9 protein-coding genes are annotated in these 14,303 nt (G+C 49.7%); 6 read left to right on the top strand and 3 right to left on the bottom strand.

Translation table 11 applies throughout. From position 1 onward, the window contains the following. Window positions 1-244 precede the first annotated feature (244 nt). The 3 genes from AC5YB1_RS17295 (at window position 245) to AC5YB1_RS17285 (ending at window position 8,017) form a co-directional block, all read left to right on the top strand. Window positions 245-1,639, top strand: coding sequence for a PhoH family protein (locus AC5YB1_RS17295; protein ID WP_494520164.1), 1,395 nt, complete (start codon window positions 245-247; stop codon window positions 1,637-1,639). A gap of 195 nt (window positions 1,640-1,834) precedes the next feature. Then, window positions 1,835-5,530, top strand: a complete 3,696-nt coding sequence (locus AC5YB1_RS17290) for a response regulator (protein WP_494520163.1) — start codon at window positions 1,835-1,837, stop codon at window positions 5,528-5,530. 84 nt (window positions 5,531-5,614) lie between these two features. Then, window positions 5,615-8,017 (top strand): zinc-dependent metalloprotease, encoded by a 2,403-nt coding sequence (locus tag AC5YB1_RS17285; protein ID WP_494520162.1) that lies wholly within the window; start codon window positions 5,615-5,617, stop codon window positions 8,015-8,017. 153 nt (window positions 8,018-8,170) lie between these two features. Here the strand turns inward: AC5YB1_RS17285 and AC5YB1_RS17280 are convergent, their stop codons facing one another. Further along, on the bottom strand, window positions 8,171-9,340 hold the full coding sequence (locus tag AC5YB1_RS17280) for an MFS transporter (protein ID WP_494520161.1): 1,170 nt from the start codon (window positions 9,338-9,340) through the stop codon (window positions 8,171-8,173). On the opposite strand from AC5YB1_RS17280, the gene AC5YB1_RS17275 reads away from it, so the two are divergent. Further along, a complete protein-coding gene (locus AC5YB1_RS17275; RefSeq protein ID WP_475517073.1) occupies window positions 9,288-9,491 on the top strand; it encodes a hypothetical protein in 204 nt (67 codons plus the stop codon). The two genes, AC5YB1_RS17280 and AC5YB1_RS17275, sit on opposite strands and share 53 nt — an antisense overlap. Window positions 9,492-9,727: 236 nt before the next feature. Here AC5YB1_RS17275 and AC5YB1_RS17270 read toward each other — a convergent pair whose 3' ends face one another. After that, window positions 9,728-10,735: a class I SAM-dependent rRNA methyltransferase gene (locus AC5YB1_RS17270; RefSeq protein ID WP_494520160.1), complete on the bottom strand. Its 1,008-nt coding sequence runs from the start codon at window positions 10,733-10,735 to the stop codon at window positions 9,728-9,730. Between the two features lie 99 nt (window positions 10,736-10,834). On the opposite strand from AC5YB1_RS17270, the gene AC5YB1_RS17265 reads away from it, so the two are divergent. Then, a complete protein-coding gene (locus AC5YB1_RS17265) occupies window positions 10,835-11,455 on the top strand; it encodes a lipase family alpha/beta hydrolase (protein ID WP_494520159.1) in 621 nt (206 codons plus the stop codon). On the opposite strand, the gene rarD is transcribed toward AC5YB1_RS17265, so the two are convergent. Next, the gene (gene rarD / locus AC5YB1_RS17260) at window positions 11,417-12,334 is read right to left on the bottom strand and encodes an EamA family transporter RarD (RefSeq protein ID WP_494520158.1); all 918 of its coding nucleotides are present in this window, start codon (window positions 12,332-12,334) and stop codon (window positions 11,417-11,419) included. The two genes, AC5YB1_RS17265 and rarD, sit on opposite strands and share 39 nt — an antisense overlap. Window positions 12,335-12,698: 364 nt before the next feature. On the opposite strand from rarD, the gene AC5YB1_RS17255 reads away from it, so the two are divergent. Next, on the top strand, window positions 12,699-14,237 hold the full coding sequence (locus AC5YB1_RS17255; protein ID WP_494520157.1) for an FG-GAP repeat domain-containing protein: 1,539 nt from the start codon (window positions 12,699-12,701) through the stop codon (window positions 14,235-14,237). The last annotated feature ends 66 nt before the right edge of the window (window positions 14,238-14,303 follow it).

Below are 14,303 nucleotides of genomic sequence, written 5' to 3'. Positions count from 1 at the left end.
CGATCGTTTTTTATGCTGCAGGCTTTGTCATCTTAGTGTCATCAATGGCGATCACGCTTAGGCGTGATGAGATAGGCGCTGCGGGGTAAATTATCGATTGATGCCTCAAGATTTTGGTGTCAGTATGAAGTGACATCGGCGCTTTTTTGGTCGGTAAAATCTAGCCTACTTATCACAGGAGATACTCATTATCGCAGTATGTGCTTAGCCTAAATTAACCCCCAACGCACAAGTGGAGGCGCCCATGGAACAAGACGACAAGAAGTTGTTTGTACTGGATACCAATGTGTTACTGCATGAACCTTTAGCCATTTATTCGTTTAAAGAGCATGATGTAGTTGTCCCCATGACCGTTCTGGAAGAGCTAGACCAGATCAAAGACAGAAAGCGTGATGTGAGCCGAGATGCTCGAGTCGCTATCAGGGCGCTAGAAGATATTCTCGGTGGGCAAACCACCCCTGAGCAGATTGTACAAGGGGTTGCGTTACCTAAACGCGAAGGTCATGGAGACGCCGTTGGTTCACTCTCTATTTTCCCCGACCATCAATTGCAATCTACCCAAGTATCGCTGCCTGGCGATCACAACGATAACCGCATTATTAATACCGCATTACACCTGCAAAATCTCCACCATCCTCGAAAAGTGGTGCTGGTCACCAAAGATATCAATATGCGCCTTAAGGCCAAAGGCGCGGGTATTATGTTGGTGGAAGATTATCGTACCGATCAGCTGATCGATGATATTCGCTTTCTCACCAAAGGCTTTCATCAATTCGATGGCGATTTTTGGGCTCGTAAAGAGCATGTCGGCACCGAGATCCAAGGGCGCCATACGGTTCATAGTGTACCGCTTTGCGAAGTAGGTGATGAAAATTACTATGTTAATCAATATCTTATCGATGAGGGGTCTAATTTTTGTGGTCGAATACTGCGTAATGATGGCAAGGAGTTGGAGATCCTCGATCTGGGACGCGAGCGCTTATTGCACCTCGATGCTTGGGGGATCAAACCGAAAAATATCTACCAAGGCATGGCGCTGCAAGCCTTGCTCGATCCCGATATCGATCTGGTGATCTTAACTGGCCCCGCCGGTTGTGGTAAGACGCTGCTGGCGATGGCGGCAGCACTGGAGATGGTGGTAGAACGCGGTTTATATGACAAGGTGATTGTTACCCGTAATACGCCTGAAATTGCCGAATCGATAGGCTTTTTACCGGGTACCGAGGAGGAGAAAATGGCGCCGTGGCTTGCAGCCATTACCGATACCCTCGAGGTGCTGCATAAAAATGATGTCAACCCCAGCGGTAGCATGAATTACATCATGGATAAGGCCAATATCCAATTTAAATCGATTAACTTTATGCGCGGACGGTCGATTCAAAACTCGGTGGTATTACTCGATGAGTGTCAAAACCTAACCGCATCACAAATTAAAACCATGATCACTCGGATGGGCGAAGGGACTAAGTTGATTTGCAGCGGTAACTTAGCTCAAATTGATTCTAACTACTTAACGGCAGTGACCTCTGGATTAACCTATATTGTGGAGCGCTTTAAAAACTTTGATGGCAGTGCCAACGTCTACCTTAATGGTGTGGTGCGTTCGCGTCTGGCCGAGTTTGCTGAGGAAAATTTATAATCCCAGCAGGCTGAAATAGTGTATGAGGGGGCAAGTGCGCCGAGCCAGTCGATGCATTTCGCCCCTTTATGCAGACTTTGGACCCTCGAGATCAGTTTGCTATTACAACGGCTTAGGTTCCTGATATTATAGGCACAATCTTCAGTGTCATCATTGCGCCCAATGATGGCATGAGTTTGTTATCAAAGGTAACTCATGAAACCGACTGAACCCGACTTACAGCTGAAGTCGCCGATCCAGAAAAATTATAATCGCGCTGTGTTTTACACCTACATAGGTGTGATTATTATGGCGTTGCTGACGGCGTGGGTGTTCTTTGAGCGGCAAAAGACCCAGATGATGACCCAGCGCGAAGAGTTAGTCGAGCGTCATGTGTTGCAAATCGACCTGCTGTTAGAGTCGAGTATTCGGGCGGTAAAGAGTCTCAGAAATGTTGCAGTGGATCACCTGAAGCTCGGTGAGTTGGTACGTACCGAGCGGCTACCCCAATATGAAAAATTTAATGAAAGTGGCCAATTTTTTACCCTAGAACCCAGTTACGCTAAAAGCGGTAAGCCATTTACCAATATGGGCCGTATTACTGGCGCAGGTTCGCTCGAGGGGCGCAGCGATAAGTTTTATCAAGAGCTGGAAATGTTGTTCGAACTTTCTTTGTCATTTCCGGTGGCGACCGAAGCCGCCCCCAAAGCATCCTCAGTATATTACATCTCTAAGCACCGAATGATGTCCTATTACCCTTGGCCTTCAGATGAGCAGCGCTTTCGGGATGAACTATTAAATAAACAGCAGTTTCAACTTGTTACGCCAGCAATGAATCCTCAGCGCAGTGTGGCGTGGAGCCCAGGCTATGTCGAGACCAATGGTAAGGGATTATTGACTACCGTTGGAGTGCCGGTGTACCTCGAAGATGAGTTTATCGGCTCAATCAACTTAGACATGACCTTATCGTCGCTCGATAAACAGATCCGCCTCTATTTTAAGATGCCGGGTACGGTAATTTTGCTCGATCAGCAAAACAATATCCTGTCTCACAGTGATATCAATAATGACGATATCAATCGGGTGTACCACATCAGTCAAAAGATCCCTTCGGCGCTGCATTCGGTGCCAGAGTCTGAGCTGTTTGACGCCCATGATGGCATTATGCGCAATGGGTACTATATCCATTCGGTGGCACTGCAAAATGCGCCGTGGCGCTTATTGTACCTGCAAGATCACAACGAGCTGTTTAAAGATTCGTGGGAAAAGTTAGAGCTGACGTTTTTGTTGGTGGTGATCGCCTTGTCGGTGCTGGTGACCATAGTGCATTGGCAGACGCGGCGCTCGTTTGTTAATCCTGCATCTCGTTTATTAAGCCATCTCGAAGGCTGCTCGCAAGAGCCGCGCAAGCCGCCAGAGAAGATCACCCCAGGCTGGGAGCCTTGGTTCCAGTTGGTGAGCCGTATTTTTGAAGAGAACCAACAATATACTCGCCACCTCGCCGAGCAAAATCGTCGTCTCGATAACTTGGTGGCACGGCGCACGGCGCGATTGAAAGAGACCACAGAGCGGCGCGAGCGCGAGTACGCTTTACTGCGCTCCTTGTTAGATTCGATCCCCGAAGCGATTGTCTTTAAAGACAAAGAAGGTAAGTACCTTGGCTGTAACAAGTCTGCCGAGCGGATGCTGGGCTATACCGAAAGTGAGATGATAGGCCAAGACTCGCAGACAATGACCTCAAGCGAGCAGTCCATTCGTATTCGGGCCGAAGATGAGCGCGTGTTGTCGGAACGTATGCCGCTACGTTATCAAGAAAAAGTGGAGCTGGCGGGTAAGCCGGTACTGCTCGATACCCTTAAAATCCCCTTTTACAACCGCCGTGGTGAGCTGCTGGGCTTGATTGCCGTGTGGCGCGATGTGACACGCGAATATGAATCGGCAGAGCAGCTGCGCTTATCTGAAGAGCGTTACCATCTGGCGATGGATGCGGTAGAAGATGGTCTGTGGGATTGGTATTTGGACTCGGAGCAGATCATCTGTAATCCGGCTTACTATTCGATGTTAGGTTATGAAACTAATGAGTTTCCCGCTTTAGTCTCGACCATTGACGAGCTGATCCATCCAGACGATCGCATCCGCGTCGAAGAGTATCGCAATGAGTACTTAGCCAATCCGGTTGGCGCCTACGATATTGAGTTTAGAATGCGCGGTAAGAGCGGCATGTATCACTGGGTGTTAAGCCGAGGTCGGGTAGTGGAATACACTAGCGACAATCAGCCCAAGCGCATGGTGGGCACGCATAAAGACATTACTCGACATAAGAGTAATGAGGTGGCGCTGCTGGAAGCTAAGCAAGATGCTGAATCGGCCAACCTGTACAAGAGTGAGTTTTTGGCCAATATGAGCCACGAGATCCGCACGCCCATGAATGCCATTATCGGTATGTTGCAATTGGCGAGCCGCACCTCATTAACGCCACAGCAGGCCGATTATCTTGATAAAGCCAGTTTCTCGGCGCAATCCTTACTGCGGATCATCAACGATATTCTCGATTTCTCTAAGATTGAGGCTGGTAAACTTGAGCTAGAAAGAGTCGCCTTCCCGCTGGATAAGGTGCTGGATCACGCACTGGATCTCAATGCGCTCAATGCCCAAGAAAAAGGGGTCGAGCTGCTGCTGTACGCCCCCGTCACGGCGGGGCTTATTTTAGAGGGCGATCCGCTGCGCCTAGGGCAGGTGCTGGTTAACATGCTCAGCAATGCGGTTAAATTTACCCAAAGCGGTGAAATTGAACTGGGTTGCGAAGATGTGGGCGAGCGCGATCATCGTATCACCCTTAAGTTTTGGGTGCGCGACACCGGTATCGGCATCAGCAAAGAGCAGCAAGAGAGCCTGTTTGATGCCTTTGCACAGGCCGATGGGTCGACCACGCGTAAATATGGCGGCACCGGATTAGGCTTATCCATCAGTAAGCATTTAGTCTCTATGATGGGCGGCACCATGCAGGTGCAAAGTGAGCTTGGAGTCGGCAGTATCTTTAGCTTTACCATCAGCTTCGAGATCGCCGCTGAGGCAGAGGTTAAGCCTTTGGTGGTGCCCGAGGTACTGGGTAATTTAAAAACCTTGGTGGTCGATGACAACCCTACGGCGTTACAGATCTATTCCAGCGCCCTGCGTGATTTCCACTTTAGTGTCGAGACCGCCTCTAGCGGCGCCGAGGCCTTGTATAAGCTCGAGCGTGATCCGGTCGATCTGCTACTCGTGGATTGGATGATGCCCGAAATGGACGGCGTGGAAGTGGTCAGAGAACTCGACATCATGGTCGCCGATGGCCGATTGCCTAAACGGCCGGTGATCATCATGATGACCGCTTATGCCTCAGATCCATTAAAAGAGGATTTGGATGAACTTAAGATTTACGCCATGCTGCAAAAGCCGTTTAAGGCATCGGCATTGTTCGATGAGATCATCGGTGCCTTTATCGACCAGCCTAAATTGGCTCCGCCACCTGAGCCGCCTAAGCTGGGCAATAATCAAGCCTCTGGGGTGATCCTTCTGGTTGAAGATAACTTTATAAACCAGCAGGTGGCGACAGAACTGCTGAAGAGTGCGGGTTATGAAGTGGATGTGGCCGAAAATGGTCAGCTGGCGATAGAACGGGTTGAGCAGCGCCGTTATGATGCGGTGCTGATGGACATTCAGATGCCAGTGATGGATGGGTTAACTGCCACTAAGTTGCTACGCGAGCGTTATTCGGCGCAGCAGTTACCTATTATCGCCATGACCGCCCATGCGATGTCGGGCGATCGCGAAAAAAGCTTAGCGGCAGGTATGAACGCGCATATTACTAAGCCCATCGTGCTTAATGAGTTGTTCGACACCTTAGCCCATTGGATCAATCAACCGCAGTAGTGCCGTTAACGGCAGCTTGTTAACCCAGCGGAAACCCATAATGGAGAAGCGTACTTTGCCAGTACGCCAATAACAGGAGATAAAATGAAGCCCTCAACATTAGCGCTGGCCGTGGTATTGGCTCTAGCGCCAGCGGTCAATGTCATGGCTGCAACGGATAACAGCGCCAACCTGATCAAACAGAGTCAGGCGGCTAATGGCTTTATTAATTTCTACTATGAGCAAGATTCTGGCGAACTCTATCTCGAAGCTAACCGACTCGAGCAGCCCTTTTTACTCATCACCAGTTTGCCCCATGGTGTCGGCTCCAATGAAATAGGGCTAGATCGCGGCCAACTGGGTGCTACGCGCATGGTGCAGTTTGAGCGCCATGGCCCTTATTTGATTTTAAAGCAGCTCAACACCGATTACCGCGCTGAGACCGAGGATCAAGCGGAGGTGCGCGCGGTTAACGAAGCCTTTGCCGAGTCGGTGCTGTGGCGCGGCAAAGTAGTACCTGGTAAGCGTCCTTTGGTGGCGGTAAGCGAGCTGCTGTTAAGCGATCTGCACGGCATTAGCAGCACCCTTAAAGAGACGCAGCAGGGGGATTATCGCCTGGACACTGGCAAATCACTGGTGTTACCCCAAGGGGTGAAGTCGTTTGAGCAAAATAGTGATGTCGATGTGTTACTCACCTTTACTGGCGCCAAAGCGGGCAGCCAAGTGGCAAAGGTGACACCCGATGCGCACCACCTGTCTATTCGTTTGCGTTACTCGTTTGTCGCCTTACCAGACAACGACTATCGCCCACGAGCTTATCATCCGATGAGCGGTTATTTGTCAGATGCTTATCTCGACTATGCGGCCGATGTCGATAGAGATATCGTCAAGCGTCATCTGTTACGCCACCGCCTAGAGAAAAAGATCCCCGGTGATGCCCCATCGGAAGTGGTTAAACCCATCACCTATTATCTCGACCCTGGTGTGCCAGAGCCTATTCGCTCGGCGTTACTCGATGGGGCGCGTTGGTGGCAAGATGCCTTTACCGAGGCGGGCTTTATTGATGGCTTTAAGGTTGAGCTGTTACCAGAAGATGCCGATCCGCAAGATATACGCTACAACGTGATCCAATGGGTGCACCGCGCGACGCGTGGTTGGTCGTACGGCAGCGCCATTACTGATCCGCGTACCGGTGAAATCATCAAAGGGCATGTCACACTGGGAAGCCAGCGGGTGCGACAAGATCACCTGATTGCCCGCGGACTCACCGCCGGTTGGCCTGATAGGGCCAGCGCAGAAGAAGCCAGTATGGCGCTGTCATTAGCCCGGATTCGTCAGTTAGCGGCCCATGAAGTGGGCCACACCTTGGGGCTTGACCATAACTTTGCCGCATCGACTAACGACAATGCCTCGGTTATGGATTATCCCCATCCAAAGATCACCCTCAATGGCGATAACATTGAGATTAGTCAGCCCTACGGTGAGGGAATAGGGCCCTGGGACAGGTACACCATAGCCTATGGTTATGGCCAGTATAGTGAGTCCAATCAGGCCAGTAAGTTGGCGGCGCTGATGAGCGATGTCGAGCGCCAAGGGCTGCGTTATATTGGTGAAGCAGATTCACGCGGCCAAAACGCCAGCAATGCCTATGCCAGCTTATGGGACAATGGTAACGATCCCGTGGCCGAGCTTAACCGTCTTGCTGCGGTGCGTAGCAAGGCGATTGAGCAGTTTTGTCATCAGGCCTTGTTAGCTGGGCAGCCCTTTGGTGAGCTACGCGATGCTTTTGTCCCCATCTACCTATTAACCCGTTATCAAATTACCGCCGCAGCGAAGTTTATTGGCGGCACAGATTATCACTATGGGTCTTCTGAGCTGGGTCAAAGCTGGCATTATTTAGCCCCCGCATTGCAACAAGAAGCCTTAGACAGTCTGTTACAGACCCTAAGCATGGACGCACTGCGCGTACCATCAGAGGTGATAGAGCAGCTTGTGCCTAAGTCGGGCAATTACCGCGCCACGCGCGAGAGTTTCCAAGGGGCTAACGGGGTAGTGATTGATCCGATTGGTATGGCCGAGGTGCTGAGCCGCCATGTGGCCCAAGCCTTGTTGTCGCCTTGGCGGCTTAATCGCGTCAGTCAGGCCTATTTGGCCGATAAAGAACAGCTATCAGTGATTAATTTGGTCGACCGATTACTGGGCGTGACCGCCTATAGCGATAGCCCATCGGGTGCTGATCTTGGTGTATGGATGCGCGTCAATGCGGTGGTCTTTGATGAGCTATTAGCCTGTTATCATAACGAACAGACCGCGCCCGAGGTGCAGGCCTTACTCTATGATCGTTTGCAATATGCACTTAAGCAGTTAAGCCGTAAGGTGAAACGCAGCAGCGATTTTGAAGCCGCGCATTTTGAATGGCTCAGACAAGGGGTTGAGCAAGGGTTGTTAGATGCCAAGGTGAGGTTAATTAAGCAGCCGCTGAGCTTGCCGCCAGGCTCACCCATTTAAGGGCCTCTGACGTTGAGGGGGAGTGTTGCAGTGCTAAGCTTTCGGCCCTGATGGCGCAATATATCTTCGCGCCATCAAGCCTGAGAAAAAGCGCAAACAGTCTCGCCATCTCCTGGTATCATCTAGGGTCGATGGCGAGCCGTTAATTGTGGCTTATCCCGCGATTGGGGTATCACCAGTGCGAATGTTTTCCATGCTTTTAATTAGCATATAAATACAGGTGGTAATTAAACAGCCACCCAAGTAAAACACCACACCATGGGTCGCATCAGACAAGTTTGCCGCCAATATTGGGCCTAACACAGAGCCGACACTGTAGCTCAGTAACATCACTTCGGTGGCCGACACGATTTTCGCCATAGGTAACAGATCGCACGCTAAGGTGATCGCAATTGGGTAGAGCGCGAAGCTGCATGCGCCTAACACCAGGTAACTTATCACCAAAGGCACAAAGCTGCTTGCTTGTAATATCCCGAGCACTGCCGTCGCGCCAATAAGACAAAACATCGCCATCAACAGGCTCTTACCGATCCGCGTCGACAAGTAGCTCACCAACGGCTGTACTAGCATACCGCCTAAAATGATGCTGGCCATCAATGCGCCTGTATGTTCAGCCTGCTCTGGTTGGTTGGCAATATACATAGGCATTAAGCCATAAATGGGCCCCAATAATAGACCCGATGCTAAGCAGCCCAGCATGGCCGGACGACTCAAGGATTTTATCTCTTTTAAGGGCAGCTTTTGCTGGTGCTGGCTCTCAGGCTGCCCAGAGGTAATTAACAAGGGCGCTAAAATAGCCAAAAACAGCAAGGCGATAACAAACAGGTACGGCGCTGCGCCTGTGGTTCCTAGTGGATCTATGGCTAATTGTCCCACGGCACTACCGCCATATAACGAAGTCATATAGATGCCAAGGCGTTTGGCTCGCGCCTTAGGCGTGCTGGCCATTAGCAACCATGACTCGACTACCACAAATACGCCTGCGACGGCGATACCGGCAATAAAGCGTGCCGCTAACCAAAACTCGGCGCTAGGGATCAACAGCTGGGTAATAACACTGGCGATCAATAACCCCAGAAACAGGATAAAAGCCAGGCGATGGCCAATTTTGGCCACCACGCGCTCAATACTCGTCGCGCCAATGAGCAGGCCGAGATAGAACACACTGGCTAACCAAGGGGCCAGAGCGACATCCAATTCAAATGCCGTTAGCGACAGTGGAATTAGGCTCATCAAAAAACCCGAGGCTATAGCAAAAAAAGACAGCCCAATGACAGGTGCTGCAGGATTGTTCGATTTGCAGCTAGCAGCGCATTCTACCATTAGAACCTCCGAGTTTAATGTGATAAATAGCCACTTGAATGCCAATATGGTTGTTGGTGGTTATTTGTTACTGTTTAATTTGGCGGCGAATGTAGGGCGCTTCGATGACGAAGTAAAGTTAATTTTTATCAATGATGAAAATTTAACTTAAAATTGCTGTTTGGAGCAGGTTTATTGAGCGTAAAGGTCAAGCGCTTTGCTATCTAATGATGTTTTATTGTTAATTTATTAACGCTTATTTTGAGGGGTTTACTTGCTGTATATCGCCGTAGATGGTGATAAAAAGTGTTAATAAACTCGTTTTGATGTGGATGTTGGTAGCAAAAGGCTTAAAGTGAGGGTTTAAGCGGCTTGTTGTGGTAACCAGCCGCTTAGGGAAAGGTTGGTTTATGCTATTTGCAGCGCCACCATTTTGAGCGGGTGGTTGCCATCAAAAGAGGGGACGTCACTGTGGCAAGCTAACCAAGTGGCGTGGCTGATCTTACGTCCCTGTTTTTCGACGCAGCGGCTTAGGGCATCGAACCAAGTTTGACGGTCGACTTTAGCGACATTATTACAGCACACTATGGTGCCACCACTTTTAGTGGCCAGCATGGCGGGTTTAAACAGGCTTTGATAGTCGTTAATCAGATCCACTGTGCCAAAGGGGCTCTTGGCAAATCTTGGTGGGTCGAGAAACACTAAATCAAATTGTGTTTGCGGCAATTTAGGGTAGTTAGGCAATTTTTGATTGCGTCGTCCGCCCACTGGCATCCCCGCGAGCTGACGCATGGCCGGGAAGGCATCACTTTGTACAAACTCACATACCGCTTCAACGCCGTTGAGCTGGGCATTTTTACGTCCAGCGGCCAAGGCAAACGAGGAGAAATCCACATTCATTACACGGCTGGCGCCGCCAACGGCGGCCGCAGTACCAATACCGCAAGTATAAGAAAACAGGTTTAATACGGTTTTATCTCGGCTATTGGCGTGTACATATTCACGGCCGGCGCGCATATCGAGAAACAGTAGCGGATCTTGTCCTTCGTGACGCAGCTTGTTGGTGAAATGGATACCGTTTTCCTGCATCTGCTGTTCGGTATTGGCAAAGGCTTCTAATGTGTCGTCAAGCGGGTTGAGAATACGCGAGTTTTTGTTGGAGCGATCGTTATAGATCACCACAAGCGGGTCAATTTGGCTTAAGGCGGCGCGGATCTGATTGAGCTCATTATCGCTTAAGGTTTGATGAAACGTTTGGATTAACCAAGCATTGCCGTAGCGGTCGATATTGAGGCCGTTAATGCCCTCGACTGTGCCATGAAATACCCGAAAACAATTAGTATTATTAGTTTTTGCGTCAGCAATCAACTGCGCTCGTTGGTGTAGCGCCTTGGCTAACAAATCGTTGATTGACATAGCTTGGGGATCCGTATTCGATGGTATGCTTGAGCAAAGCGGCAATGATAGCAAATATCGCGAATAAGCGGGCGATAATCTTATCGTCAAGGCAAGGCTATGACGGAGGGGGGAGCAATGAAGGTGGTGTTAATTCATGGCATTTTTAACACGGGCCATGTGATGGCTTGGATGCGTAATAAGTTAACGGCGCATGGGCATGAGTGTTTTGCGCCTACACTGGCGCCCTTTGATGGCCGCCACGGCATAGAGCACGCCGCGCAGCAACTGAAACAAGCAATTGAGCAGCGTTTTGGCACCGACGATAACATAGTGCTGGTGGGGTTTAGTATGGGCGGCATCGTGGCCCGCTATTATCTGCAGATACTTGGTGGCGCGGCGCGCACCGAGGCGTTATTTTCTATCTCATCACCACATCAAGGCAGTTACTTGGCTTTTCTACCTTACCCCTCTAAAGGGATGCGGCAGTTGCGGCCTAATAGCGAGTTGCTAAAGTTGCTCGACGAAGTGCAGCAACCCATTGCCAATATGCCGCTCTACTCCTATCGTACGCCGCTGGATCTGACCATAGTGCCGAGCCGAAGTTCTCACTGGCCGCTGGCGATAAATAAAGTCTTTAAGGTGCCATTGCACCTATCGATGATCTTTAGCCAGCGGGTGGTCGATGAGATTATAGCCATGCTAGTTCTGCTGTCTAAAGGTGGACAAACGGCGACGTAGTGTCGGCAAAGCCTCTAGCGAACAAAGGATTAATCCGCTCCAGATCAGGGCAAAGCTCACCGCCTTCACCTGAGCAAAATGTTCATTAAAGACCAGCACGGCTAACAGAAAGTGCATGGTTGGCTCGATATATTGCATTAAGCCAATCATCGATAGACTGGTGGCTCGAATGGCGAGCGCAAAGAAGATAAGCGGCAGCAGAGTGACTGGCGCCGAACCAATATAAAGCAGTAGTTGGGTGGTTGAGCCTGACAAGGCACTGCTTTGATCGGTAAATATCAGCCAAATTAAGTAGATTGCCGCTATGGGAGCCAATAGCGCCGCTTCGATAGTGACTGAGGTGAGCGAGTCAAAGTGAATAAATTTTTTACACAGGCCGTAAAGGGCAAAGAAACCGCCCATCAATAATGCCAGCCAAGGTAGCTCACCGTAGTGAAATACCATGTAGCTGATGCCTGCAATCCCCAATATCACTGCCCACTTTTGTGCTTGTGACAGTTTATCGCCGAGAAACAGTACGCCCAAGGCAATAGCGAACAGTGGATTAATAAAAAAGCCTAAACTGGCGGCGAGCACCTGACCATGGGTGATGGCCCAAGTAAAACTGTACCAAGATATGCACATGATCAGCGACGCCAGGCCACATAAGGCGATCGATCGCTTATGCGCCATTAATTGCTGTATGGATGGCAAAGGCTTACGCAGTATAATAAAGGCTAACAGCATAAAGGGCACCGAGAAGAGTAGCCTGATGGCCAGCATCTCATTGATATCGGCATTAGGCAGGTATTGATAGTAAAGCGGTAATAGTCCCCAAAGTAAAAAAGAGACGAGCGCCAAGGCGTTGCCTTCAAAGGTGGTGCGAGTTGAGCTGTGCATAATATTCCGGCGTGTTGAGCTTATCTGTGGTGAAAAATGGCTAATATTGACGCGGCGGATTCTCGCATTGGTGCTATACATTAACTGTGATATGAGTCACTATTTTGATGGTGTCATGATAGCAAGTCACGGGTTAAGACTAAGGTGCTAAAACGTGAAAGAGTGAGCCCATCTTGTGTTTAATGAGGTGATGAACACCAAGTCTTGGCCCCTTATGATTCGTTGTCTGGCTATTGTGCAGATGCTTCGCGGCAGGGAGCTGCGGCTTTGATTTGTAACAAGCTGTTAACCTGCCTGTTCTTTTGCCCGAGAGTCGGTAGATTAGTTAAGTTGATAATTAGGCAATGAAAGGAGCGAGTTTTACATGAACACAGCCCAAATCGGTTTGCGATGGTCACTTGCCATGATATTGCTGCTTGCTCTGTCTACAGCGCAGGGCGCATCGATCAGTAGCCGACTATCATTGTACTCGCACCATATAGACGCTGGGTTTCGCATTACCCATCCCATCCTAACGGTCAACTTGTTGCCAGATCCAGGTAAAGAGTTAGTCGCTATCGGTGTCGATGATAGGCATCAACGCTGGCTGGGGGTGTATGCGTTCGATACTGAAGTAAAACAATATCGTCAGCGGGTAAAGCAACCTCTACCTAATGCGCTGTTTGCGTTCGATATCTCACCTGATAACCTAGAAAATCCCGATGCCATACAAGCACTGTACTTTCTCTCTAGCGACCGTTTATGGAGATTACAGTGGCGTGACAGCCAAGTTGAATTTGTGCCATTAATGACGGTCGAGCCGCTGATCTTGAGCTCGCGAGTCGATTTTATCTCCCGTGGGCGCTTTGTACGCGATCTTAATCGTGATGGGCTGGATGACTTTATTATTAGCAGCTTTGAGCAGAGCGCACTATTGATACAGCAAGCCGATAAGCGCTACATCACTCAAATATTACCTATCCAGCCGCAGATGCTGTTGTATTTTGATGGTGCCAAGTATACCGAGGCTAGCCTCTATTTCGCCGATCTTAATCTTGACGGTCGCGATGATATTGTCAAGGTAGCTGAGGGCGAGTTTGAAGTGTATTACCAGCAAGATGATGGCCTGTTTACACCCTTACCCAATTACTTACCTGTGAGTTTGGCCATCAGCGGGCAAGATTGGTGGAGTAAACGTGATGCTTATGGTGAGGCGCTGGATCAAAGTAATTTAGTCTATCGAAAGGTCGAACATTTGGGCGACATTAACCATGATGGTCTGGCAGATATGGTGGTGCGCTATACCAAGAGTTCAGGAGTGCTGGATCGGGTTAACGATTATGAAATTTACCTAGGCAGTAAAATAAAAGACAAGCTGCAGTTTGCCAAGGTGCCTAGCAGTGTGATCCGCGCCGAGGGTACCTTAACGGGTTTTGAGCTGGTGGATATCGATAATGATAAGGTTGATGAAGTGCTGGTGTCGGGCTTCGATATTGGTGTGTCGCAGATCATCGGTGCGCTCGTGTCGGGGAGCATTGATCAAGATGTACACTTATTTAAAAGTGATGCCACTAGCCGCTTTGCCAGTAAACCTAATATTACCAAAGAGGTGGAGCTAAGCTTTAGTTTAACTTCGGGGCAAACGGGGCAACCTGTGGTGACTTTTGCCGATATTGACGGCGATGGCTATCAAGATCTCTTGCTCTCTGGTGGCGAGCAGGCACTCACGGTGTATTTAGGCGAGCCGAGTGACAGCCTGTTTAATCGCAACGATGAAACTCTTAAACTACAGCTGCCCCGCGATGGTGAGATGCTCAGCGTGAGCGATCTTAATCATGACGGGAAAGATGAGCTAATCATTAAATATGGCCGCGAAGACAGTCAGGCACTGCAACAGCAATTGATGGTGATTATGGCGCAATAGCCAGGGTTGAACACTCAGCAAAGAAGCTAATGGCACCGCTTAAGCCATTACACCACGAGCGGTGCC

It is taken from the genome of Shewanella sp. 433 (assembly GCF_059338565.1).
Note: the sequence above shows the minus strand (reverse complement) of the source record. Positions and strands in the feature narration are given on the sequence as shown.